Source organism: Gemmatimonadota bacterium, assembly GCA_040388535.1.
Classification (GTDB): domain Bacteria; phylum Gemmatimonadota; class Gemmatimonadetes; order Gemmatimonadales; family GWC2-71-9; genus Palsa-1233.
In genome coordinates this window covers 20304-45004 of sequence record JAZKBR010000007.1, presented here as the reverse complement: position 1 = coordinate 45004, position 24701 = coordinate 20304, and the positions used below count along the sequence as shown (strand labels likewise).

General features: G+C 64.4%; 25 protein-coding genes. 12 read left to right on the top strand and 13 right to left on the bottom strand.

The window, feature by feature from the left end; translation table 11 throughout:
- Positions 1-26: 26 nt before the first annotated feature.
- The 6 genes from V4558_13570 to V4558_13545 form a co-directional block, all read right to left on the bottom strand.
- A complete protein-coding gene (locus V4558_13570; protein ID MES2306532.1) occupies positions 27-1061 on the bottom strand; it encodes a hypothetical protein in 1035 nt (344 codons plus the stop codon).
- Entirely contained in the window at positions 1058-1678 is a 621-nt protein-coding gene (locus V4558_13565; protein ID MES2306531.1) for a PadR family transcriptional regulator, read from the bottom strand. The genes V4558_13570 and V4558_13565 overlap by 4 nt, the downstream gene beginning before the upstream one ends.
- A 138-nt stretch (positions 1679-1816) precedes the next feature.
- Positions 1817-4573: a TonB-dependent receptor gene (locus tag V4558_13560; GenBank protein ID MES2306530.1), complete on the bottom strand. Its 2757-nt coding sequence runs from the start codon at positions 4571-4573 to the stop codon at positions 1817-1819.
- 3 nt (positions 4574-4576) lie between these two features.
- Complete coding sequence (locus V4558_13555) at positions 4577-5416, bottom strand: GLPGLI family protein (GenBank protein ID MES2306529.1); 840 nt, start codon at positions 5414-5416, stop codon at positions 4577-4579.
- A 152-nt stretch (positions 5417-5568) separates the two neighbouring features.
- Positions 5569-6384: an SRPBCC domain-containing protein gene (locus V4558_13550; protein MES2306528.1), complete on the bottom strand. Its 816-nt coding sequence runs from the start codon at positions 6382-6384 to the stop codon at positions 5569-5571.
- Positions 6381-6986 carry a helix-turn-helix domain-containing protein gene (locus V4558_13545; GenBank protein MES2306527.1) on the bottom strand — a complete coding sequence of 202 codons (606 nt, stop codon included), beginning with the start codon at positions 6984-6986 and terminating at the stop codon, positions 6381-6383. Before V4558_13545 ends, V4558_13550 begins: the two co-directional genes overlap by 4 nt.
- Before the next feature lie 150 nt (positions 6987-7136).
- Here V4558_13545 and V4558_13540 point away from each other — a divergent pair, with 150 nt between their 5' ends.
- The 10 genes from V4558_13540 to V4558_13495 all read left to right on the top strand — a co-directional run bounded on the left by V4558_13540 (position 7137) and on the right by V4558_13495 (position 15507).
- A complete protein-coding gene (locus V4558_13540; protein MES2306526.1) occupies positions 7137-7508 on the top strand; it encodes a nuclear transport factor 2 family protein in 372 nt (123 codons plus the stop codon).
- 262 nt (positions 7509-7770) lie between these two features.
- Complete coding sequence (kaiC, locus tag V4558_13535) at positions 7771-9327, top strand: circadian clock protein KaiC (GenBank protein ID MES2306525.1); 1557 nt, start codon at positions 7771-7773, stop codon at positions 9325-9327.
- Positions 9324-9626: a circadian clock KaiB family protein gene (locus V4558_13530; GenBank protein MES2306524.1), complete on the top strand. Its 303-nt coding sequence runs from the start codon at positions 9324-9326 to the stop codon at positions 9624-9626. Before kaiC ends, V4558_13530 begins: the two co-directional genes overlap by 4 nt.
- 20 nt (positions 9627-9646) lie before the next feature.
- Complete coding sequence (locus V4558_13525; GenBank protein MES2306523.1) at positions 9647-9982, top strand: circadian clock KaiB family protein; 336 nt, start codon at positions 9647-9649, stop codon at positions 9980-9982.
- Between the two features lie 9 nt (positions 9983-9991).
- Positions 9992-12028, top strand: a complete 2037-nt coding sequence (locus tag V4558_13520; GenBank protein MES2306522.1) for a PAS domain S-box protein — start codon at positions 9992-9994, stop codon at positions 12026-12028.
- 155 nt (positions 12029-12183) lie between these two features.
- Positions 12184-13353, top strand: coding sequence for a HAMP domain-containing sensor histidine kinase (locus V4558_13515; GenBank protein ID MES2306521.1), 1170 nt, complete (start codon positions 12184-12186; stop codon positions 13351-13353).
- The gene (locus V4558_13510; protein ID MES2306520.1) at positions 13350-13841 is read left to right on the top strand and encodes a VOC family protein; all 492 of its coding nucleotides are present in this window, start codon (positions 13350-13352) and stop codon (positions 13839-13841) included. The genes V4558_13515 and V4558_13510 overlap by 4 nt, the downstream gene beginning before the upstream one ends.
- A 65-nt stretch (positions 13842-13906) precedes the next feature.
- The gene (locus V4558_13505) at positions 13907-14311 is read left to right on the top strand and encodes a VOC family protein (protein ID MES2306519.1); all 405 of its coding nucleotides are present in this window, start codon (positions 13907-13909) and stop codon (positions 14309-14311) included.
- A 27-nt stretch (positions 14312-14338) separates the two neighbouring features.
- On the top strand, positions 14339-14899 hold the full coding sequence (locus V4558_13500) for a hypothetical protein (GenBank protein ID MES2306518.1): 561 nt from the start codon (positions 14339-14341) through the stop codon (positions 14897-14899).
- Between the two features lie 29 nt (positions 14900-14928).
- Entirely contained in the window at positions 14929-15507 is a 579-nt protein-coding gene (locus V4558_13495) for a hypothetical protein (GenBank protein MES2306517.1), read from the top strand.
- 6 nt (positions 15508-15513) lie between these two features.
- Here V4558_13495 and V4558_13490 read toward each other — a convergent pair whose 3' ends face one another.
- On the bottom strand, positions 15514-15879 hold the full coding sequence (locus tag V4558_13490) for a VOC family protein (GenBank protein ID MES2306516.1): 366 nt from the start codon (positions 15877-15879) through the stop codon (positions 15514-15516).
- A gap of 117 nt (positions 15880-15996) precedes the next feature.
- Here V4558_13490 and V4558_13485 point away from each other — a divergent pair, with 117 nt between their 5' ends.
- Together V4558_13485 and V4558_13480 are read left to right on the top strand one after the other, a co-directional pair.
- Entirely contained in the window at positions 15997-16308 is a 312-nt protein-coding gene (locus V4558_13485) for a helix-turn-helix domain-containing protein (GenBank protein MES2306515.1), read from the top strand.
- A gap of 31 nt (positions 16309-16339) precedes the next feature.
- The gene (locus V4558_13480) at positions 16340-16786 is read left to right on the top strand and encodes a GNAT family N-acetyltransferase (protein MES2306514.1); all 447 of its coding nucleotides are present in this window, start codon (positions 16340-16342) and stop codon (positions 16784-16786) included.
- Positions 16787-16850: 64 nt separating this feature from the next.
- Here the strand turns inward: V4558_13480 and V4558_13475 are convergent, their stop codons facing one another.
- The 6 genes from V4558_13475 to V4558_13450 all read right to left on the bottom strand — a co-directional run bounded on the left by V4558_13475 (position 16851) and on the right by V4558_13450 (position 24694).
- On the bottom strand, positions 16851-17558 hold the full coding sequence (locus V4558_13475; GenBank protein MES2306513.1) for an alpha/beta hydrolase: 708 nt from the start codon (positions 17556-17558) through the stop codon (positions 16851-16853).
- Between the two features lie 43 nt (positions 17559-17601).
- The gene (locus V4558_13470) at positions 17602-18927 is read right to left on the bottom strand and encodes an epoxide hydrolase family protein (GenBank protein ID MES2306512.1); all 1326 of its coding nucleotides are present in this window, start codon (positions 18925-18927) and stop codon (positions 17602-17604) included.
- Positions 18928-18982: 55 nt separating this feature from the next.
- Positions 18983-19684, bottom strand: a complete 702-nt coding sequence (locus tag V4558_13465) for a LuxR C-terminal-related transcriptional regulator (protein ID MES2306511.1) — start codon at positions 19682-19684, stop codon at positions 18983-18985.
- A gap of 146 nt (positions 19685-19830) precedes the next feature.
- A complete protein-coding gene (locus tag V4558_13460; GenBank protein ID MES2306510.1) occupies positions 19831-20436 on the bottom strand; it encodes a response regulator transcription factor in 606 nt (201 codons plus the stop codon).
- A 155-nt stretch (positions 20437-20591) separates the two neighbouring features.
- Positions 20592-23528 carry a two-component regulator propeller domain-containing protein gene (locus tag V4558_13455; protein ID MES2306509.1) on the bottom strand — a complete coding sequence of 979 codons (2937 nt, stop codon included), beginning with the start codon at positions 23526-23528 and terminating at the stop codon, positions 20592-20594.
- Between the two features lie 134 nt (positions 23529-23662).
- On the bottom strand, positions 23663-24694 hold the full coding sequence (locus V4558_13450) for an alpha/beta hydrolase (protein MES2306508.1): 1032 nt from the start codon (positions 24692-24694) through the stop codon (positions 23663-23665).
- Between the last annotated feature and the right edge of the window lie 7 nt (positions 24695-24701).

The following is a 24701-nucleotide window of genomic DNA, read 5'->3' as shown; positions in this document are numbered from 1 at the left end:
GCTCGCGGGCGTGCTCGGGGTCCGAGCTAGGTGGTTTCGTTCGCGAAATGTTCGCGCCCGGATGATCTAGCCGCCGGCAACCGCCGCCAGCCGATGTAGCCCAGGCCGAGCATCAGGAACAGCAGACAAACCTGACCGACGACATCGATCGGAGTTGTCGGTACACCCAGCGAGGTGCCGCCGGAGACGATGAATCGTCGCAGGCTGAGCCAGCCGTAGGTGAGAACGGCGCCCATCGACGCTGCGAGCACAGAGGTCGGCCCCCATCCGGCTCGACGCGACCACTTCCCGAAAAGAGCCAGCGAGCATGCCACGATACCGATGAGGCTCAGCAGCGCGAAAGCGGCGTTCACACCGTGGCGCGGTGCGTAGCCGAACCAGAACTGGAACGCCGAACAGAGCAGCAGTGATGCGACCAGGACCACACCGGCGGATGGTAACCGACTCGTCGAGGTCGCTGAGGGATCGTCACTGGAACGGAAGCCGAGGAAGGCGACCGCCGTGGCCAGCAGGATGCACACACCAACCGCGGCGAACTGACCCACCGAAGCCACGAAGTGAAAAGTGCGCAGGGTGAAGCTGGTGGTCATTGCGCAGCCGATCAGGAAGAGGAAGCTGCAGACGAGCAGGCCAGGGAGACGAAGCCAGGGTTCGCGCCAGCGCGCCCCGGCGAGCCCCTCGGCGATGGCGATCGAGCTGCCCAGGCTCCAAACCACATGAAGCGTGAGCAGATAGGTCGTGAAATGGAGCGAAGTGCCGAGCGCAGGGATGAAGCCGTACGCGAGAAGATGCTGACCGGCGTAGTTCGGGTTGAAGAGAGTCTGGTTGGTAAACCCCTCGGTGATCAGGGCGAAAACCAGCGCCAGCAACAGCATCGTCGGCCAGCCGCGATTGGTGCGTCGCGTGACTTCGCGCGCCAGCAACGCACCGCCGCCATACTGCGGGACGAAGACCAGCGCGAAGGCAATCTGCCGGATATTGAAATCGCCGAGCAGGAACTCTGCAATGAGGGGCGAGATGATGAGCAGGGCCAGTGCCGGCCCGATGCGACGAATCGTCATGACCCTGATTCTCCCGTGTCTGCATACTGGGCGCGAATCGCCGCGGTATTCCAGCCGAGACGACCCGTCCCGAGATCGGCGGCAATCCCGCGCAACCAGGCGAGTTCGGCCTCCGCGATCGCGTTCAGGTATTCCGATTCGAGCAGAAAAAGTCGCGGCACCGCGCCGGAATGCTCGGCGAGCATGCCGGCCAACCGGAGCTGTGCGGCTTCCAGGGCAGCGCGCCGCCGCGTGAGTTCCTCCAGCGCCACCTCCGGCTCTAGCAGGTACACGAAGGAGAGCGCCACCGGGAACTCCGGAAACTCGGCGGCCCTGGTGCCCAGCATTTCCCGCAACCAGGAGTGCAGCGTCGTTCGCCCGAGTTCGGTGAGCTGATAGGTGGTCCGCTCTGGCCGGTGCTCCGTCTTCGCGACGCCCTGAACCTCGATCAGGCCATCGCGGTCGAGGCGAGTAATGGTCTGGTAGAGGCTCGCGCGGTTGCGGATGTTGACGAGCTGGTCATTACCGCGCTCCCGGATCAGCTGCTGCATCCGGTAGGGGTACATCGGGGCCTCGTCGAGGAGCGCAAGGACGACGAGGGCGAGCGGCGAGAGGGTGCTGGGATGCCTGAATGCCATAGTCATAGTATGACTAATGGGACGATTCGTGTCAATAGCCTCCCGCGGCGGGCATCCGGCCCCCATTCGGGCTGGAAAACACACAGGCCGCGCTGGCAATGGCCAGCGCGGCCTGAGTGTTACCCCAACTCCGAAGAACTACCGTCGGCGTTCAGTGCGCGCCGGCGAAAGGTTGGAGCCGAGCTGATAGCTGGCCTGCAGCATCACCTGGCGCCCAAGCGTTGCCGTACGCGACTCACGGATCGAGCTGGTGCTGCTCGTGATCGAGAAACCGTTGTTCTGGTTCAGCAGGTCGCTCCCCGAGATCCGGAGTTCGGCCCGGTTATCCATGAACTGGTAGCCGAACGACGCCCCGAGCAGGAAGATGTTGTCGCGCGGGCCGAAGATCTTCTGGTCATAGACTGTGTAGTTCGCGCTCGCGTTGGCCGAGATCGCCTCGCTCACATACCAGGTAGCGTTGCCAGAGAAGTTCTTGTTGACGTACTTCTGGTTCAGCGCGGTGTTGATGGAGTACTTCACCGAGTTGAAATCCAGGTTGGCGCCCGCGCTGATGTCGAAGATCTGCTTCGAGCGATTCTGCAGGCGGAACCCGATGCTGTGATTGCCGGTGTGGCTGACATTCTCGACCTGATTCACCAGTTCCGAGCCGCTCGTCCGGTTGTAGCTGTAGTCGAGGTCGGCCTGCAGCCCGAGGGCACGGATCGGCGAGCCATAGCTGCCGCCGAGGTTGCTGTTCCAGCCGTCGCCGAGGTTGATCGGCTTCACGGTCTGACGACCCTGGGCGTCGATGTCGCGCGAGTTGACGATCTGGTTCCGGTTGTAACCCATGTTCGCGAAGAGGTAGATGCTCCGGAACGAGAACTGGTCGAAGCGACGGAACTCGGTCCGCAGCGAATGCTGGTACTGCGGGGTCAGGTCCGGGTTACCCGCGTAGGTCCGGAGCGGGTTGGTGTTGTCGACGAACGGCTGCAGTTCACTGAGCGACGGGTCGCGCGTCGAGGTCCGGTAGTTGACCGAGAAATTGCTTCCCGTATTGACCTGGTAACGGAAGTTCGCCGACGGCAGCAGGTTCGTGAAGCCGTTGGAGATCGACTCGTTCCGATTGATGATCTTCCCTTCGAGATCGGACTTCTGGGCCTCAAGGCCGAGCACCCACCGCAGCGACTTGGTGTTGCGGCTGAGGCGCGTTCCGCCGTTGAGATACGAATAGGTCCGGTCGAACGCCTGGCTCAGGTCGGTATTCAGTACCTGCGTGCCGCCGACGATGTCGTTCACGACGTAGTTCTGGGTCTCGGAGATCGCGCGATGCTGCCCGAACAGCTCGAGCACCGTGCCGCGCTTGTCCAGCGGGTTCGTGAGCCCGAGGCGCTGTCCGGTCGTGAAGGTCCGGCTGTTTCGCCGCTGCGACTGCAACACGTCGCGCTCGGTGATCCCGCCAGCACCATCCGTGAGGTCGGTGTTCGAGTTCAGATTGGAGAGCTGCTTGGGCTTGCTGAGGTCACCCCATGCCTCCGCCACCAGCGTCCGCCCAGCCTGGTTGAAACGACGCGAGTACGTCACCCGGCCATCGCCGCCAAGGTTGTCGGCATCGGTCGACACGGCTGACGTGGCGCTGTTCTGGAAGGCGCCATTCGGCAGCAGCGTCGTCTGCTGCGAGAGGTTGTCCGAATTGCTCGGGCCGCCGAAGAAGTTGCCGCGGAAGCGGAGTTGGCTCCAGGTGCTGAACGACTTCTGGGCGTTCAGGTTGACGCGGTGAGACTGGCTGTTCGAACTGCTGTTCGCGGTCTCGCTCCGGTTCGCCGAAACGCTGGCACCCTGCAGCAGCTGTTCGTCGGTGACGCTCTGCCGCCGGTTGTCGCTGGTGCTCAGGAAGTAGCTGCCACGGAGCCAGCTGTCCTTGCCGAACTGCTGTGAGCCATTGAGGCCGATCGCCATGGTCTCGCTGAATCCACCGCCACTGCCGCCGCCGCTGCTGCCGCGACCGACATCGGATACCGGTCCGAACGTGAAGCCGGAGTTGCCGGTATTGTTGCGGTTCGCGATCAGCGAGAGCTGCGTCGTCGGCGAGAAGCGATTGAGGTTGAGCAGGCCGGTGTAGCGAGCATTATCTCCCTTGGAGCCGGCAAACGCTCCGTCGCTGCCTTCAGGCGCGGGACCGACCCCGGCGACCGAGCGACCGAAGTAGCCCACGCGGGCGTTCGGCTTGAGCACCAGGTTGATCGTCTTCTGCTGGTTGCCGTCGTCGATGCCCGAGAATTCAGCGGCATCCGACTTCTTGTCGAGGACCTGCACCTTGTCGATGGCCGCGGCGGCAATGTTCTTCGTCGCCATCTTCGGGTCGTTGCCGAAGAACTCCTTGCCGTCGACCAGGACCTTCTGTACCGTCTGGCCCTGCGCCTTGATGGTGCCGTCGCTCTCGACCGTCATTCCGGGCAAGCGCTTGAGCAGCTCCTCGACGGGAGCGTTGACGCGAGTCTTGAACGCCTCGGCGTTGTACTCGAGCGTGTCCGGCTTGTTGACGATCGGCACGTGCTCGGCCGTGGCGACCAGCTCATTCAGCTTGACCGGCGCCGCCTGCATCACCACGGTGTCGGCCGTGATGCCGGTATTGGTGATGGTGAAGTCACGCTTCACCGGCCGGAAGCCGATCGCGGTCACCTGGAGGATGTAATTCCCCGGCTTGAGCCGCGCGAGCTCGAAGCGACCGGTCGAACCAGTGGTGGAGAAAGTCGCGATCGTGGAGTCGGTGCGCGTCAGTGCGACGACCATCGCCCCGGCCTTCAGGGCCCGGTTCGAATCGACGACGACGCCCTTGACGCTGTACTGCTGCGCGGCGAGGGTGGCAGGCGCCGCAAGCGTGGCTACCAGCGCGGTGCGAACAAGGAAACGCTTCATTAATCAGTTCCCCCGCCCACGACGGCCCTTCGACATCTCGTCCATCTTCTCCTTGACGATCTTGTCGAACTCGGCGCGGGTCACCTTGCTGCCCTCCGATGGCGCCTTGATCGGTGCAATCGCGGTCTTGATGTCGATCGCAGTGGCCGTGTAGACGACCTTGTTCGAATCGACCGTGAGGGTCAGGATCAGTCCCGGCAGGCCGCCGTACTGGGCCGGCCCGGCGGAGACCGGGATATCGGGGGCGAACCAGGCCTCGAGCGTGGTGCTGTCGACCTTGGCCTTGGCCTGCAGGACCGGGTGACCGAGGAAGGTGGCCTGCTCGCCGGTGAGCTTCCAGTTGAAGGTCGGGCGCGCTTCCGGGATCCGGAAGCTGCGGCCGAGGAACTCCCGAACTTCGATGTAGCTACCATCGGCGAGGTTGGTATAGGCGCCAGCCACCGTGCCGGCACCGGGGCCACCAGGGCCTCCGAACGTGAACATGCCGGGCGCGCCCATCGCCATCTCGCCGTCCCGGCGAATTTCCATCGCCTGGCCCGGAGGGCCACCGCCACCCATGAACACGGCGTTACCCGGGCCAGCCGTCATGACTCTGGTCTCGCCTGCCGCGCCTGGAGGGCCGTCGATCCGCGGCGCCAGGGCGAAGAGTGCGGCCTCAGGAGAAAAGGTCAGCTGCATCGGCTTGGTCGAGGACTTTGGCAGACGGCCGGCCATCGGGCTGTTGGGCGGCAGCTTGAAATCGAGCGGGATCGTCTCGTCGTAGCGGACAGTCCCTGACTGGGCAGACGCCAGGGCCGGGAGTCCGGCGAGCAGGGTTGAGAGCAGCAGCGGGCGGAACTTCACGTCGACTCCTGGGACAGGTGACAAGGCGTGTACTCGCGGGGGTTACGCTTTGGAGCTTCGTGGGGTTGATGCTCCGTGGGCCCGAATCGTTGCAAAACGACCCGGGCCCGATGCCATCTGATTGGACGTTTCGTCCACGAAACGTCTAATCGCTAGCTCTGCGCCGGCATCGGGAAGCGTTCCTGCAACCACGCTTCCCAACGAGGCGTTACCTCGGCGAGCGTTGTGTCGGCCTTGTCGCCATAGAGATAGAGGTTCATCGCCACCATGCTCGGACCACCGGGGTAGCCGGCAATTCCGAGAGCCGCGACACCGGGTGCTGGCTGATCGAGCCGAAGCAGCGCATCGAAGGGTTCGTCTGTCACGTATTCAATCACCCCGCTCAGCGGGGGAGAACCGGCAGGTGCCGTGAAGCGCTGTCCGACCTTCATCCCGCTCAAGCCCAGCGATGAGGTAAGGTCTTCCCAATTCTCGGCGTCGGTGCCACCGCCAGGCGCCCTCAACTGCGTCACCGCCGAGTGCTGGCCGCGGAAATGGGCGAGATAGAGCCGCAGGATCACGAGGAAGGAGGCGAATCCGCCCTTCGCCGATTCGAGCTGGTTGTCCCATTCGTCGGTGCTCGCAAACAGGCTCTGCACGATGCGAATCACGCAGCTGCCACCCGCGCGCGCCTCGACGGTCCACTCACTCGCCATCGCCGGCGAACCCGGGATCCAGCCGGGGGCTTCCGTGGCATACATCCGCGGCGGATCCCATTTGGTGATGTCAGTGCGAATCACCATCCCCGGACCCAGGTCCACTACAATCGCGACACTCTTGCCGTCGCGCTGCTCGACTTCGGTAGGTGCGAACCACGACGAGAATCCCTTCGCGGTTGCGATGGCCTGCCAGACTTCTTCCGGCGTGCCGAGCACCTCGAATTCGGTCTCCACATACCGGCGACCGGACGGGTCTGTCTTCACGTTCATTGCAGCTGCTCCTGGAGTGCGGGTTTCTCGGGAAGGGGATGCGCCACCAGCACAAGTCGATGGGCGCGGCCGCCAGGGGTGTGGGCATCGTGATACTTCGAAACGAGGGAGGCGATGGCTGTGGTGAGTTCCGCCGTGAACGCGGCGCGGTCAGCCGCTGACTTGAAGCGAACCTCAGTGTCGATGCTGAGGGTCGCAAGGCGCTTTCCCGTTTCGCCCGCGCGACGGACAAGCGCGCCTACCTCGCGGACCATGCGGGCACCGAGGGCAATGAGATAGCTCGCCGAGAGGCGATCGACGTGCCGGTCCGGATCGATGGCTGCCGGGCCCAGGGCGCTGGGGTTTACCACATAGGAGGCTGCTGTCGCCACGAGGAGCCGCTCGGTGAGTCCGCCCCACTTCCGCTCCTCGGCCAGGCGCACCAGCCCGTGCGCCTCGAGGGCGTTGAGATGGTAATTGACCTTCTGCCGAGTCAGGCCGACCCGGGTGGCCAGCGTGGCCGCCGACCTGGGGCTGGCCAGCTCGGAGAGGAGCCGACTTCTGGTCGGCTCGAGAGCCACCGTGGCGGCCGCGGGATCATCGATAACCTGGACGTCTAGCATGGGGAGACGATACCCTTGACAGTTTTTCTTGTCAAGGGTGCTGATGACGTCTGCCGGGGGCACCTGTCCCGGTTGTCCCTCTCGTGAACGCGCGTTCGTCGTACAGGGATCAACGGTTTTTCAAACAAACGGTGAAGCGGAGGTTGAGCGGTGACGACACGCGACGTGGTGTTCGGCTTTCTCGAAGCGGTGAGGGCAGGGAAAGCGTGGGAGGCCTTCCTCTCCGAGGAGTTGCAGTTCACGAACTTCACCGAGCCCGTGAAGCGGGTGATGGGGAAGGAAGCAAGCGTCGCTGGACTTCGGCGTTTCTACGCCATGGTAACGACGATAGAGGTCGGGAACATCCTCGTCGACGGACATCGGGCATGCGCGCTGACGCACTACCAGCTGCAGCCGCCTGGTGGTGCTCCATTCGAGAGCCATGTGGCCGAGCTGTTCGAGGTCGTTGACGGCAAGATCGCCGCGTTCGGTATCTACTTCGATAGTGTGCCCTACCCCCGTCCGGCGATGCCAACGGGATGACCGCCCCAGGATCCCACTGGGAGGGAGCCCCGATCAGGGTCGCTCCAGGTGAGCGAGTGCAGATTGAGACACGCTGAGCGTCTCATGGCGATCGAGGGACGGCCGTATTGCCTTTCGGTGAGGCGGAGCTAGAATGGGAACTCCTGCCCGCCGTGCTTCCCGATGGCCATACTGCAGTCCCGTCCGACGGTCCCGTGACCTCAGGGTGCCGCGCCGGATGGACGGAAATTTTTCGCATGGGAAATGACGAATGGTGAAAGCCATGAGCCAGAGTGGTACGAACGCCCCAGGACTTCCGAAGGCTCCCTCCGGGATCCAGGGACTCGACGAGATCACCGGCGGCGGCCTTCCTCGTGGCAGGCCCACCCTCATCTGTGGCAGCGCCGGTTGCGGCAAGACGCTCATGGCGATGGAGTTCCTGATCCGCGGGGCCGTCGAATTCGGCGAGCCCGGCGTCTTCATGGCCTTCGAGGAGACCGCCGAGGAGCTGGCGCAGAACGTCCGCTCGCTCGGCTTCGATCTCGACGAACTTGTCAAGCAGAAGAAGATCGTTGTCGACTTCGTGCGCATCGAACGCAACGAGATCGAGGAGACCGGCGACTACGATCTCGAGGGACTCTTCGTCCGGCTCGAATACGCCATCGACAGCATCAAGGCGAAGCGGGTCGTGCTCGATACCATCGAGGCCCTCTTTGGTGGCCTGTCGAATCAGGGGATCCTGCGCGCCGAACTTCGACGGCTCTTTCGCTGGCTCAAGGAGAAAGGCGTCACAGCGGTCATTACCGGTGAGCGCGGCGACGGCGAACTCACCCGGCACGGACTCGAGGAGTACGTCTCCGATTGCGTGATCTCGCTGGACCACCGGGTGATTGACCAGGTGTCCACTCGACGTATCCGGATCGTCAAGTATCGCGGCACGGTGCACGGTACCAACGAGTACCCGTTCCTTATCGATGAGGATGGCATCAGCGTCTTGCCGATCACTTCGCTCGGATTGCAGCACTCGGTGACAAATGAACGGATTCCGACCGGGGTCGCGGGGCTCGATGCGATGCTCGGAGGGAAGGGGTACTTCCGCGGGAGCACAGTGCTGGTGTCGGGGACGGCGGGAAGCGGGAAGACGAGTCTCGCCGCGCACTTTGTCGAGGCGGCCTGTCGTCGTGGCGAAAAGTGTCTCTACTTCGCCTTCGAGGAATCACCGGGGCAGATCGTGCGCAACATGCGGTCGATTGGCGTGGACCTTGAGCCCTGGGTGAAGAAAGGACTGCTCCACTTCCACGCGATGCGTTCCACGATGCACGGGCTGGAAATGCACTTGGCCTCGATGCACAAGTTGATTCAGAAATTCCGGCCCAGCGTGGTCGTCGTCGATCCGGTCGGCAGTCTGCTCCAGGTGGGGAGCCGCCGGGATACCAACGCGATGCTCACCCGACTCACCGATTTCCTGAAGTCGGAAGAGATCACGGCGTTCTTCACCAATCTCGTCTCGGGCGGCCAGGAACTCGAGACCACCGATGTCGACATCTCGTCGGTTGTCGATACCTGGCTGCTGCTGCGCGAGATGGAACTGGCCGGCGAGCGGAATCGTGCGATCTACGTCTTGAAGTCGCGCGGGATGGCCCATTCCAACCAGATTCGCGAGTTCGTCCTCACCAGCCGAGGCATCGACCTGCTCGATGTCTATCGCGGTCCGGAAGGAGTGCTGATCGGGTCGGCCCGTCTCGCCGCGCTCCAGCAGGAAGCCGAGGCGGTTGCGCCGGTGGCCAAGCGCGCCGCATCGCCTGTCAGTTCCAGCAGGTCCGAACGGAGTCGCAAGTGAGCGAACCTGAAGCCGAAAAGTGGCAACTGCGCCTCTATGTTGCCGGGAAGTCACCCAAGTCCCTGGCGGCGTTCGCCAATCTCACGAAGTTGTGCGAAGAACATCTGGCCGATCGTTATACCATCGAGGTCATCGACCTCATCGAACATCCCCAACTTGCGGCGGGAGATCAGATCGTGGCGATCCCGACACTGGTCCGGAAACTGCCAGAGCCGCTGCGACGGATCGTCGGCGACCTGTCGAATACCGAGCGCACACTGATCGGGTTGCAGTTGCGACCTGCCCTCTCGCCCGACTGATGCCGGCATCGGAGTCCACAATGAAGAAGGAGCCCGACTCCACGGCATCCTATGAGCAGTTGCTGACGGAGACCGCCGGCGAGCGTTACCTCCTTCGGCTCTATGTCACCGGGATGACGCCGCGGTCGACCGAGGCGATCGCGATGATCAAGTCGATCTGCAAGGAACATCTCGAGGGGCGCTACGATCTGGAGGTCATTGACATCTATCAGCACCCCCAGCTCGCGAGAGACGAGCAGATCATCGCGGTGCCGACACTGGTCAAGCTCCTCCCCGCGCCGTTGCGCCGCTTCATCGGAAATCTGTCCGACAAGGATCGAGTGCTGCTCGGTCTGGACTTGCGCCGCAAGCACTGAGACGCCGATATGTCGCGTGACGCAGAAGTCGAGGCGCTCCAGCGTCGGCTGGAGGAAGCCGAAGAGACGATCCGCGCGATCCAGCAGGGGACCGTTGATGCCTTCGTGGTCGAGGAGCCAACGGGCCAGCGGGTGTATACCCTGCAAGGCGCGGACCGCCCCTATCGTCTGCTGGTCGAGCAGATGCAGCAGGGGGCGGCGACGCTTCAGGCCGATGGCACCATCGTCTACTGCAATCAGAGTCTCGCCGACCTGCTGAAGGTGCCGCACGAGAAGCTGCTCGGCGCCGCACTGCACGATTACTTCGCTCCGGACGATCGCCAGCAATACGAGAATCTGCTCTGGCAGGGGCTGACACGAATCGGCCGTGGCGAGGCGCGCCTGCGGCGATCTGATGGCAGCCTCGTCCCGGTCTACATGACCTTCAACGTGCTGCCTGCTGATTGTGGCGCCATCACCGGCGTGCTGGTGACCGATCTGACCTCCCAACGGCATCACGAACAGCTGAGTGCTGCGCACCATGCCCTCCGCGAAAGTGAGGAGCGCTTCCGGCTCATGGCGAACGCCGTGCCGGTACTGATCTGGGTCAGCGACACCACCAAGGCGTGCACCTGGTTCAACCAGTCGTGGCTCGATTTCAGCGGTCGTCGGATCGAAGAACTCCGGGGTGATGGGTGGGCGTCTGATGTGCACGAAGCCGACCTCGAGCGGTGCCTGAATACCTATTTCACCCATTTCGATGCGCGGCTGCCGTTCTCGATGGAGTATCGTCTGAGGCGACACGACAGCGAGTACCGCTGGGTGCTGGACAATGGCGTCCCTCGCTTCGACGCCGACGGAGAGTTCGCGGGGTACATCGGTTCATGCGTCGACTTCACCGACCGGAAGCACGCCGAGGAAGGGTTGCAGGAGGCCGACCGCCGCAAGGACGAGTTTCTGGCCACACTCGCCCATGAGTTGCGTGGTCCACTGGCTCCGCTCCGCAACATGCTGGAGATCATGAAGCGCTCCGAGGGCAACCACGCGGTCATGCATCACGCGCGGGAGACGATGGAGCGGCAGCTCGTACAGATGGTGCGGCTCGTGGACGACCTGCTCGAGGTGAGCCGGATTAGCCACGGCCGAATCGATCTCAAGCGCGAGCTGGTGGAACTTTCCACGGTGCTGCATCAGGCCGTCGAGGCGTGCCCCCAGCCGGAAGGGGCCGCGCCCACCATCGAGGTCACGTTGCCGCCGGAACCGATCTACCTCAGTGCCGATCCGGCGCGACTTGCCCAGGTCTTCGGCAACCTGCTGAACAACGACTGCAAATACACCGAACCTGGCGGCAGGGTCTGGGTCACCGCAGCGCGGCGCGGCAGTGAGGTGGTGGTACGAGTGCGAGATACCGGCGTTGGCATCCCGCCCGAGAAGCTCGGGAGCGTCTTCGATCTCTTTGCGCAGGTGGATCGGTCGCTGGAACGGTCGCAAGGCGGGCTTGGGATCGGCCTGACGCTGGTGAAGCGGCTGGTCGAGATGCACGGCGGTAGTGTGGCGGCGTTCAGCGAGGGCTCGGAGCGGGGGAGCGAGTTCGTGGTCCGCCTCCCTGTTCTCCCGGGGACGCCTGCGGTGTTGCCCATTGCGCCGAGCGCCGTTCCTGAACCTCCGGCCACCGCCCGCCGGATCCTGATTGCTGATGACAACGCGGACAGCGCCGCGTCGCTCGCGATGTTGCTGGCGATCTCGGGGAACCAGACGCACACTGCATGTGATGGACTGGAGGCGGTCGAAGTGGCGGAGCGCATTCGCCCCGACGTGGTGTTGCTCGATATCGGGATGCCGCGGTTGAACGGATATGCTGCCTGTCGGCGCATCCGGGAGCAACCGTGGGGTCACAGGATGATCGTGGTGGCGCTGACGGGCTGGGGGCAGGAGGCGGACCGGCAGAAGTCGCGCGAGGCCGGGTTCGATCACCATCTGGTGAAGCCGGTTGACTACCCCGAGTTGATGCGGCTGTTGGCGCTCAGGCCGCTCGGGCGGGAGACGAACAGCCGCGCCGCGCACTGAGCGATCCATCCACCATCCTCGCGATCCAGGCACCTCCCCCGGAAGGAAACTCACCGATCATTTGCGCTCCCGGGTCGCCGGGGCGTAGTTCCGGCAACTTCCTAATCATCCACCCGGCCGGCGAGAGTCGCCTCAACGGTGACCCCGGAGGCGTGATGTCCGAGCAGGTGCTGGATCAACTGGCCGTACTCGTCCGGCAGGAACGCGAGCCCATGCTCGTGCGCTGGCGGGAGCAGGTGCGGCACCTCCCCTCGGCGCGGCATCTCGATGTGCCGACGCTCAATGATCATATCCCCGGCCTGCTCGAGGAACTCGCGGTCGCCTTGCGAGCGGACTCGGGGGAGACGATCGCCGAGGTCTTGAACGAGGGGAGTCCTCCGGTGCATGGTCTGCAGCGCCTGCACGATGCGTTCGACATCGAGGAGGTCGTGGCAGAGTACAACATTCTGCGCGGTTGCATTCACGATCTCGCCGACGCGAGCGGCCTGAGCCTGCAGGGCAAACCATTCCATGTGCTGAATCGGGTATTCGATCACGCGATCGGCCTCGCCCTCGAAACGTATGCGACGCAACGCGCGCTCGACGTCCAGCGACGCCGCGAGGAATATCTCGCCTTCGTCGCGCACGATTTGCGTACGCCGCTGAATGCCATCTCCCTGACGGGGCGGATTCTGGAGGCACGCGTCTCCGGGCAAGGCGCCGACTCGGTCAAGCTGCTGGCCACCTTGCGCCGGAACGTCCACCACCTCGAACGGCTCGTCACCAAGGTGCTCGAGGAGAACACCAACCTCGAGACCGAGAGCGGGGTCAAGGTGGAGCGCCGGGAGTTCGAGCTGTGGCCTCTGGTCGAGGCACTCATTCATGATCTTCATCCGGTCGCGGGGACCGACAGTACCCGACTCGTCAATGCCGTGCCCGATGATCTGGTCGTGTATGCCGATGCCAGTCTGTTGCAGCGGGTGTTCCAGAACCTGATCAGCAATGCGATCAAGTACACGCCTCGCGGCGAGGTCCTGATCGGTGCACTGCAGACCGGTACCGATGGCGCGGTCGAGTGCTGGGTGACCGACAATGGTGCGGGGATCCCCGACTCGCTGATCGAGGCGATCTTCGAGAAAGGGGAGACCGATCCGGAACTTGCTGGCGGCACCGGACTCGGCCTCGCGATCGTGAAGGCGTTCACGGAGGCTCACGGCGGCAGCGTCACCGTGGAGAGTCAGGAGGGTCTCGGCTCGACGTTCCGAGTGACCCTTCCCGGGTTGGCGGATCGGCGGGCAGCAGGTAGTCTCAGGGCCACGTCGGCAACCACCCTGGAGAGCCAATGAACGACGCCATGCCTGCCGCCCTGCACCATACCGCGTTCCTGGTCCGCGACCTCGAGGGAACGGCTCAGCGACTCGCGAATACCTTCGGCATCGGTCCGTGGAACATCTGGACGATTGACGTGGCGCAGGGAAAGGTCCGCGGCAAGGACAATCCCTTCTCGTTCCGGGTTGCGCTGGCAACGGTCGGCGGTGGCACCTTCGAGCTGATCACGCCGCACACTGGCCGGACGATTTACGACGAGCACCTGGAGCAGCACGGCGAAGGGTTCCACCACACCTGTCTCGTCTATCCGAGTATCGCCGCGGTGCGAGCGGCGAAGGCGGAGCTGCTGCGGCAGGGGCGAGAACTGGTGCAGGAAGCGCGCGGCGGCGAAGCCTTCGAGTTCGGTTACTTCAGTATTCCGGAGCTCGGCTCGCTGGTGGAGTTGCTCTTCCTCGATCCGGCGGCGTTGCCGGCGCCTGAGGTGGTCATCCTTCCTGCGGCGTAGCCCGTTCGGGAGGAGAACTTCATCTTCATGAACTACCACGCGACGACTTACCACGGAGAACAGTGATGGCAAGAATCACCGGAATCGGCGGCGTCTTCTTCAAGAGCACGGGGGACAAGGACGCGCTGGCGGCGTGGTACCAGAAGCATCTCGGGATGCCGGCAGAGGCCTGGGGCGGTACGGTGCTTCGGTGGCCGGCTGACACGGCCGAGGACAAGGGGCTCACCGTCTGGACCCTCGCAGGGAAGGACAGCAAGTGGTTCGCGCCGAGCGAGTCGTCGTTCATGATCAACTACCGCATCGACAATATGGACGAGATGGTCGCGCAGCTGCGCGCCGGCGGCGTGGAGCTGCTCAAGGGCCCTGAATCGCACGAGAACGGGAAGTTCGCGTGGATCATGGACCCGGAGGGCAACAAGGTCGAACTCTGGGAACCGATGCTCTGGGACGACAAGAACAAGGCCGGCTGAGCCCAACGCTCCACCGCGAGGCTGCGAATGACTCCATTCATGTCGTTGCTGGTGCCGATCGGCGTCGCTGCTGTCGCCGTCTTCGTGCTCACGCTGATCATTCACATGACGCCGTGGCACAAGCAGGACTACCTCCGCCTTCCGGATGAAGACGGGGTGATGGCCGCGCTGCGCCCGTTCGCGATTCCGCCGGGCGACTACACCACGCCGCATCCCGGGTCGACCGAATACATGCAGTCGCCGGAGTACGATGCGAAGCGCGCGGCGGGGCCGGTGCTCTGGCTCACGGTGGTGCCGTCGGGCCCGTGGCAGATGGGTCAGATGATGGGCTTTTCGTTCCTCTTCACGCTCGCGATCGCCGCGAGCGTCGCCTGCATCGTCGGAACGATCGTGCCGCCTGGCGGCGAGAGCCGCGCGGTGTTTCATCACGTCGCCACCATCACCTTCCTGGTGTATGCGATGGGCGGGGCGCCGCTGTCGATCTGGTACAACCGCAAGTGGTCCACGACCTTCAAGAACGCGGTGGACTCCGTGCTCTATGCCCTGGCCACCGCGGGGATCTTCGTCTGGTTGTGGCCCAAGGCGTAGCTGCTGGTCCCCCCTGAGCAGGAGTGCACATGCGTTGGTTCCGGATTCTGTCGCTGGTGCTCGTGGCTCTTCCGCAGGCCAACATCCTGCTAGCGCAGTCGAAGCCAGCCCGCGTCGCGATGGGCGCGGGAATGCTCATTTCGGATAACGGTGAGGACGGCAGTTCGCTTCGTACCCTTGGTGCGGCTGGCTTCGTACGACTCGGCTGGAAGGGCTCGCCGCTGCTACTGGAAGGATCGGTCCAGTTCGTACCGCTGACCGCCGCTTACGAGACCATTCCTTGCCCGCCGTACCCGGCCTCGTGTGGTCCCGAAGCATTCTCGGGCCCGACGACTTCCGTCACGTTCGCCCCCGCTTTGCAAGGAACCAAGCGCCAGTCTCCCGGAGCCGGCGTGGCGTGGCAGTTTCGGATTGGGCCGACGCTGTCGTGGCGGATGGACCGCGAGCCGGGGTCAGATGCGTTCGCGCTTGGCGCTCGCGCCGGCATGAGCGCGCGACTTGGCCATCACGACCATGGCTTCCTCGTGTCGGCGGATGTCATCCGGCTCTTTCGCACTGGGCTCACGCCACGATGGTACGCACCGATCACCCTGGGGTGGCAGTTCTGACAGGTGCTATTTCGATGACAGCACGAACTGATTGCCATCCGGATCGCGGAAGATTGCCGCCGTCCCCCAGTCGGCCTTCTCGGCTGGCTGGTCGAACTCCACACCGCGCCCGAGCAGTTCCTGGTACGTCTTCTCGACGTCATCGGCAACAAAGGTCACTGTGGATTGCTGGCCGATGAGGGCGCGGTGGGCGTCGGCTGTGAAGAGGACGACTCGCGTCTCGCTGCGGCCGATGCCGAGCTCGATCCAGCGCTGGACGCCGTCGAAGGGCTGATCGGTGACGATCCGGAAGCCGAGCTTCTCGGTGTAGAAGGCGAGCGAGACATCCTGATCCCGGCAGGGGATTGCGACGAACTTGACTCCACGAATCATGATTGCTCCTCTCGGGTTGCGGCAGCGCTGACTCCTCCGCAATACTATCCCGCACCCGTTGCGCAGCAAGGGTCGCAATTGCTACTATGGCAACTGTTTCCATAGCCAGAGAAATGCATGACGACGATCCCCATCGATGCCTACATCCTCGATACCCTCCTGCCCGATCTCGTGGGGCACGATCGCATGCCCTCGGCCGCGTTGCTGTACCTGCATCTGTTCCGGCGCTGTTATCGCGCTCCCGAGGCCGGTGTCCAGGTGAGCCTCACCGATCTGGTGCTGGGGACAGGACTCTCGAAGCGCTCGGTGCAATCCGCCCTCGGGCTCCTCACGCAGCGCAGGCTGATCACGGTGACGCGCGAGAGCGCCACGGCCATTCCGCACTACGCTCTGAAGCGCCCGTGGCTCCGCTTTGGGCGGCGGGAATGAGGCTCCAGCGCTCTTGGGGGAACACGTCACCGTGACCACCATTCGCCCGGCTCTTCCATCGGAGCAGCGGCTGCTCGAGGAGCTTCAGCGACGTGCCTCCCTGAACAATCCCGGCGACCGGGAGGCGATTCTCGCGCATCCTGACGCGATCGAGCTTTCGCTCGAGCAGCTGTCGGCAGGCGGGGTCTTTGTGGCGGAACTCGCGGGTACCGTTCAGGGCTTCGCGGCGATCCTGCCACGCGACGATGGCGATGTCGAGCTCGATGCGCTCTTCGTTGAGCCGGATGCCTGGGGTCACGGTCTTGGTCGGCTGCTGGTCGACCACTGCGCCGAGGTTGCCCGCGCGCAGGGAGCGCGCCGTCTGCATGTCATCGGCAATCCGCACGCGGAAGGTTTCTATCTGAGGTGCGGTTTCGAGTTGGCCGGCACCGAGAACACCCGATTCGGGCCCGGCCTGCTGATGCGCCGGACCTTCTAGACACGAAACCATTGCCGGCACATCCTCACGACGGGATCAGTATGCCGCGGGGGCATCGACCAGCTTACGGCGCCTTGGCACTGAGCGCATTGGCCGCCGCGTCCAGGATGACCCCAGCAACCGCGGCCGGGTCCGAAATCATCGCGAGATGGCTGGTATTCAACTCTGTCGTCGTCGCGTGCATCCGCTTGGCAAAGAAGCGCTCGAGGTCCGGTGCAATCGCGCCGTCGAGCCGGGAGACGATGTACCACGACGGCTTGGTCTTCCAGGCAACGCTCGAAACCTGGGCGTTGAACGCCGATCCAGCGATCGGCCCCTGGGTAGCGGCCACGACGCGGGCGTCGCTCTCGGGGAGGTCCGAGGCGAAATGCTTCACCACCGCGTCGGTGGGGATCCGGATGAATCCCTGGGCATCGACCAGCGGTGCCGCGAGCGCCGGCGGCGGCGGGTAGGGCGCACCGAGTGCGCCGATCACTTCCCCCTTGTCCGGCGCGAACGCAGCGACATACACCAGTCCGGCCACCTTCGGGTCGACTCCCACCTCGGTGATGACCGCGCCACCCCAGGAGTGACCAACGAGGATGACGGGCCCCTGTTGTGCCGCCAATGCCCTCCGCGTCGCGGCGATGTCGTCAGCGAGTGACGTCAGCGGAAGTTGTACGGCGGTCACGTTGAATCCCTTCTCCTGCAGGATTCTGATGACCTTCGCCCAGCTTGATCCGTCCGCAAAGGCGCCGTGCACGAGAACAATGGTCGTGATGAGCTTCAACATGGTGATCTCCTCTGGTCTTCACCTGGTGTGAGCCGCGCCTGCGTCAGGAGCGGAGCGATCGAAACCCCTCGCGCATTTCTCGCGCAAACAGCGCAGGCTGTTCCCAGGCTGCGAAGTGCCCGCCCTTGGGCAGCCGGTTGAAGTAGATCAGCTTGGGATATGCGCGCCGCGCCCAGCTCTCGGGCGCGGCGTAGATCTCGTCGGGGAAGACCGTAACAGCGACCGGGATCTGCACGTTCTTGGGGTCGAAGAACCCCGACGTCGCACTCTCGCGGTTGTCCCAGTAGAGTCGCGCCGAGGAGACCGCGGTATTCGTGAACCAGTAGAGCGAGATGTTGTCGAGGATGTCATCGCGCGTGAGGCCCTCGGGGTGACCATCGAAGACCCGCGCGATGAGCGAGTAGCTGCGGGCATCGTGGTCGAGTATCCACGCTGCCAGTCCCACCGGGGAGTCCGCGATGCCGTAGAGGGTCTGTGGCCGCAGCGCCATCTCGTTGGCGTACCCCAGACCCTTCTTGTAGAAGGTGTCGAGCTGCGTCCAGGCGTTCAGCTCCTCGGCAGAGAGGGTTGACGGCGCCGGACTCCCACTGGCGAGCGCCTTGCTGATCTCAGCCGGAACGGTCGCGGCCATGTTGGTCGAGATGCCGAGGAGTTCGGGTGGGGCGAGAAGCGCCATCTGTTCCGAGACCGCGTTGCCCCAGTCGCCACCCTGCGCCACAAACTTCGCGTAGCCAAGCCGCTTCATCAGGGTGACCCAGGCGCGCGCGATCCGTGGCGGATCCCACCCTGGCACCGTCGGCTTGCCAGAGAAGCCGTGACCCGGGAGGGACGGGATGACGACGTCAAAGGCGTCCTCAGCCTTCCCTCCGTGCGCGACCGGATCGGTGAGCGGGCCGATCACCTTCATCTGCTCGATGAACGAGCCCGGCCATCCGTGCGTGATGATCAGCGGCAACGCGTGCGGCGCCTTCGACTTGACGTGGACGAAATGAATGTCCACGCCGTCGATCGTCGTGACGAAATGGGGCAGGGCCTTGATCCGCGCCTCCGCCTTGCGCCAGTCGTAGTCACCGCTCCAGTGCGCGGCGAGCTTCTGCGTCGTCGCCAGCTGGACGCCCTGTGATTCATCCTTCACGGTCTCTGCTTCCGGCCACCTCGTGGCCTTGATGCGCCGACGAAGGTCAGCCACCTCGGCGTCGGAGATCGTGAAATGGAACGGGCGGATGTCGCTGCCGTGACTCTCGCCTGTCGGCGAAGCTGCCTGAGTGAGCGTATGCGTCACGATGTCCCCCTGCGTAGTGAGTGATATGGCCGTGGCCGCGGCGAGCTGGACAAAACCACGGCGGTCGAGATCGGATGGTCCTCGCATCTGTCTGCCTCCCTGACGATCCCAGTGGTCGAGTGTTGGTAAGTGTACGATCCGGTTATCGCCAGAGCGATTGGACCTTGGTATTGCCAGCCGCTGCGGCCGCACGGAGGCGTGGGGCCAGCCGCGGGGGACGATGATTCCCGGGCGAGAGCTGCAGTCGGATCGCCATCTCGACCAGCTCGGCGAGGGAGTCCGCAACCATCTTGCGCATCACCTTGCCGCGATGTGCCTTGACAGTGATCTCGCTGATGCCGAGTCGAGCGCCGACCTGCTTGTTGAGAAATCCTCCCACGACGAGGAGCATGACCTCCCGTTCCCGTGCGCTCAGCGACCGGTATCGCGTACGCAGCCCCTGTAACTCGCCGTCGCGGCGGAGCGTCTCGCTGCTCCGCGCCATCGCGTCATCGACGGCGTGCACCACCGCCTCGGCAATCAGCGGCTTCACCAGAAACTCGACGGCGCCGGCCTTGATCGCCTGGACTGCGGTCGGCACATCACCGTGCCGGGACGTGACGATGACCGGCATATCCGCGCGATCGGTGACGAGACCTGCAACGACTCCCAGCGTGTCGCGATCGGGGAGAGTGCTGGAGAGGAGGAGGCAGCTCGGTCCGGGGACGGGTGGCTGATTGAGGAATTCTTCCGTCGAGGCAAAGCACGCCGGCCGCCAACCGGCGGCGCGCAGGATCGTCGCCAGAAATGCACGGACGGGAGGGTCGTCGTCGACGATGAAGACGGTTGGGGGGAGGGCCGGCATGGGGGAATCCTCACGATCGTGGTTGCGCTGGCGCCCCCGGCGGGGGCGGCGATACCACGATATCGTGCGGTGCGATTCCTCGAATCGCCCGATTGGCGCAACACGGACTAGGCCATTTGGGCTAGGGACGGCGCTCCCGGCGGAGACTACGGCAGGTGGATGAGGCCGCGCTGGAGAGCGATGGTTACCGCTTCGGTGCGATCGGCCGCTTCCAGTTTCTCGAGGATGTGGAAGACGTGGACCTTGATGGTGGCCTCGGCCCGACCAAGCTCTGCGGCGATTTCCTTGTTGGTGCGGCCACGCGCGAGGTGCGTGAGCACTTCGAGTTCACGCTCGGTCAGGTCGACACGCGGGGTAAACTCGGCAAGCCGCCGTGCCACGTCGGCAGGGATGACTCGCATGCCTCGATGCACCTGCCGGATCGCATCGGCGACCATTTCGCTCGCGATGTCCTTCAGCAGGTAGCCGCGTGCGCCAGCCTCGAGGGCGCGATGAATGTCGCCGTCGCCCTCCCAGGAGGTCAACGCGATGATCCGTGCGTCGGGAAACTCCCCTGTAATTGCGGCGATGGCATCGACCCCTCCCATCACTGGCATGCTGAGATCCATCAGCGTGACGTGCGGGCGATGGGCGCGGAACTGCTCGATCGCCTGGCGGCCGTTGGCAGCCTCCGCAACCAGATCGAACTCGACATAGGTCCCGATCAGGGTTGCCAGTCCGCCGCGAAAGATTGGATGGTCATCCACGGTCATGACCCGGATCGGGAGCGTGGGTTCATGAGGTGGACCAACTGCGCGCGGAGTGTGTGCCATGATGAAGTGTGGATCAACCGATCAGAACCGGCAATACACCATTTGGCCTATTGCGAAGCCTGATGGCAGCCTGGCAACGCGGCCGCACGTGGTCATCAGGTGGGGCCGGTGGGCAAGGGAAGCTCTACCGCGACGACGGTGCCGCCCCCGGCTCTCGGTCGCACTTCGCAGTGGCCGCCAAGGCGATCGGCCCGGCTGCGCATCCCGCTCAGCCCTAAGTGGCCGGAGAGCTGAGCTTGCTCGCCGTCCTCGAAGGTGAATCCCTTGCCGTCGTCGCATACCTCGAGGCGCAACACGGTGGGTGCAAAGTCGACCACGATATCGATCCGCTGCGCCTCGGCGTGACGGACCGCATTGGCGATCGCTTCACGCCCGATCCGGATCGCGGCGATCTCGACCTCCCGCGACACTCGGCGTCGTTCGCCGCGCGAACTGATAGCGAGGTGAATACCGGTCGAGGCCACGAGTTCCGCTGCAGCAGCAGCGAGGGCGCCGGCGAGATCATCCTGGCCGAGGTCGGTTTCGTGCAGGTCCATCACGCGCTCACGCGCTTCGCGAAGTGCCTGTCGGGTGAGGCGTTGAACGTGCGCCAGCATCTCGGCGGCCAAATCAGGTTCGTCTGGAAGGGCCCGCTCTGCGGCTTTGAGTTGCATACTCACGCCGGCAATGCCCTGAAGGAGGGTGTCGTGCAGATCCTGCGCGATGCGGGCGCGCTCGGCCAGGGTGGCCTCGTAGCCACGTCGCAGGAGTTCTTGCGCTCGGAGATGCCGCTGTCGCTGGACCAGCGCGATGGTACCGGTGGCAAACCCGACAATCACCAGCACGGTGCCGAGCTGGAACCAGCGAGTCTGGTACCAGGGTGGCAGGACGCGAAAGGTCCAGGCCGATCCGGTCTCGTCCCAGACGCCATCGCGATTTCTTGCGGCGATTCGAAAGCGATAGTCACCCGGCCCGAGGTCGTTGTAGGTGACACGTCGCTGGGTACCGACGTCGTGCCAGGTGGAATCCTCGCCTTCGAGCCGATAGCGGAACTGGACCCGGTCCGGATTCGCCAGACTGGTCGCCGTATAGTCGATTTCGAGGTCGCGCCCCCCGGCGGGGATCGGCACCGGGTTGGTTGGCGACAGATCGCGGCCGTCGACCCGAACAGATTCGATCAGCACCGGAAGTGATCGGTCCGGGGAGATGCCTCGGGGATCAACGCTTGCGACTCCGCTGTCGGTGGCAACCCAGATCGTGCCGTCCTGGGCGCGTGTCACCGGCGAACCCCAATCGCTGACGGTCACCGTGCCCGGCAACCCGTCCTCCCGATCGAAGGTCCGATAGCGAATGTTGTATGTGGAATCGGTGAGAGCACGGTCAGCTTCGCCGGGCGGGAGCCGCAAGACTCCGGTCCGGGTCACCATCCACCACGCTCCACTCTTGTCCTCAGCGACGCCGAACACGGTCTTCCCTGGCACGCCCTGGCGCACCGCAATGCTGCGGAATCGGCCGTTTTCGAACCTGCTCACGCCGCCCTCGCCGACGGCCCAGATCTTTCCGGCGTGATCTTCGAAGACTTGCAACACCAGCCCCGCCGGCACACCAGCGGCTTCGCCGTACAGGTTGAGCTTGCCGTGGTCATACAACGCCACACGATTCAACTGACCGATCCAGAGTCTGCCTTTCGAGTCACTGCTTAAGGTGCCGCGACGGGCCACCGGCTCGTAGAGCGTGGCAACCGGGATGAGCCGGTCGTGGTCGAGTCGGAGCAACCCGGCCACTTCGTCGAGGAGCCAGATCGTTCCCTGAGGATCGATCGTCATGCCGATGAGGTCGATCGCAATGATCTTCCGGAGGGGCAGGGCGACAAACCCCGCTCCCTGCAACTTCAGGATGCGGTGCGTGCGGACCGAGTAGATGGCACCGCTGGAGTCCTGTGCGAGATTGGTCACAGCAAAGCCGGCCGAGACCATCGACGAGCCCTGGTGCGTGAGTCGCACGAGCCCGGCGACATCTTCGGCGGCAATCCACAGCGAACTGTCACGGCCGGCAAATACGAATCTCGAGTGCGTGGGATGTGGCAAGGCGACTGGCGTGAAGGCCCCTTGCCGGAAGCGTTCGAGCCCGACCGGCGAGGCAACCCAGAGATCACCCTCGCGGTCTTCGAAGAGGTCCGTCACCTCGTCTGAGAGCAGCCCATCCTTCGTGGTGAATTGCTCGGCGTCTGCGCTCGTGCGGAGAATCACTTTTCCCTTGAAACGCGCCGGGTCGATCAGCCGCCGGAGGCCGTCGCCAGCGGAACCGATCCACAGGCTCCCGTGTCGATCGATGAGCACGCTCGTTGCCCGCACGCGGACTTCGCTCGGATACGTCGTGTCGGTCGCAAGGCGGAGGGTGTGCGCGGAGCGGCTCGATTCGTTCATCCAGACGGTGCCGTCCCGCTGCTGGGCGAACTTGGCGGGAGTGGGTCGGTCGCGGAGCACCATCCGCGTCTCGACCAGGTGCGATGCACCAGCCGGCAGGTAAAGTACCGATTCAACCGTTTCGACCCACATCACGTCATCACGGTCGAACCAGATACTCCTTCCCTCGAGCCCGGGTGCGAGCCCCCACGCCGTTCCGGCGTCCTGCCATCTCCCGTTGCTGAATCGTGAGATGCCGCCCGCCGTTCCGGCGAGGAGTACGCCGCGGCTCGACTCTGCGAGATGAAAGGCGGGTGGCAGGCCATCCCGTGGGCCAAAGGTGACGACTTTGCCCCCACTCTGGCGGCTGACTTTGCCATTGGCCCAGACGATCCAGAGGCTGCCATCCTTTGTCGTCAGCAAGCTCGAGATTGCGGTGCCAGCGAGCGAGTCGCCCGCAGGAGGTGCGATGCGGACAAATCGAACGCCGTCGAAGCGGAAGAGGCCGTTGTCGGTCCCAAGCCACAAGTACCCTTCGCGAGTCTGGGCGAGAGCGCGAATATCGGCCGGGGCGCCATCCTTGGCAGTCCAGCTCGTGTGAACGAGTTGGTGGATGGCGCGCGCCGGCAGGGTGTCGACGGGCGACACCCCGAGCAGGAGCAGGGTAAGGCAGGGCAGGATCAGAAGAGGGAGTGCTCCCGATCGGGTTCGCGGCTCAGCGAGGGATCCACCTCACCCAATTATGTGACGGCGTCCGGCCTCCCGCCATTCCCTCCGTTACACTAGACCTTGGCGACCTCGAGTACGGCATCGGCGAAGGCGCGCGGAGCTTCCTGGGGCAGGTTGTGACCGACACCGCCCTTGATCAACCGGTGCGCGTAGCGGCCCGTGAACTTTCCGGCATATGCCGTGGCCTCAGGGTGCGGCGCGCCATTGGCATCGCCCTCCAGGGTGATCGTGGGGACGGTAACGACCGGCGCCGTGGCGAGACGCTGTTCCACGGCGGCGTACTGCGCCTCGCCGTCGGCCAGCCCGAGCCGCCAGCGGTAGTTGTGAATCACGACATCGACGTGGTCGGGATTGTCGAACGCTGCGGCGGAGCGATCAAGCGTCTCGTCGTCAAACGCCCATTGCGGCGAAGCGAGCTTCCAGATGAGCCTCGCAAATTCCTTGCGATACTTCTCGTACCCGGCGCGACCCCGCTCCGTCGCGAAGTAGTACTGGTACCACCACTGCAACTCTGCGGCGGGTGGCAATGGCGTCCCGCCTGCTGCCTGGGCGCCGATCAGGTAGCCGCTCACCGACACCAGCCCCCGGCATCGATCGGGCCAGAGCGCCGCCACGATGGCAGCGGTGCGGGCGCCCCAGTCAAACCCGGCGATCGTCGCGCGCTCGATGCGCAGTGCATCCATCAGGGCGACCGCATCGAGCGCGAGGGCGGCCGGCTGACCGTTCCTCATTGCGCTCCTCGACCGGAATGATGTGGAGCCAAAGCCGCGCAGGTACGGGACGATCACTCGGTAGCCTGCGGCGGCGAGAAGTGGAGTGACCTCCGCAAAGCTCCAGATGTCGTAGGGCCACCCGTGCAGCAGCACCACGACTGGGCCGGTGGCCGGACCCGCCTCGGCATACCCGACGTTGAGTACCCCCGCATCGATCTGCCTGATCGGCCCCAGCGGAGGGGCCGACAAGCTGCTGCTGCTGGTGCGCGCCGCTGGATTCGTTCCTTGCATGATTCCCAACCTCGTGCCCGCGAGGGCCAGGATCGCGGCGCCGACAAATTCGCGGCGATCGCGGTGGTGTGGGTTCGACATTGGTATC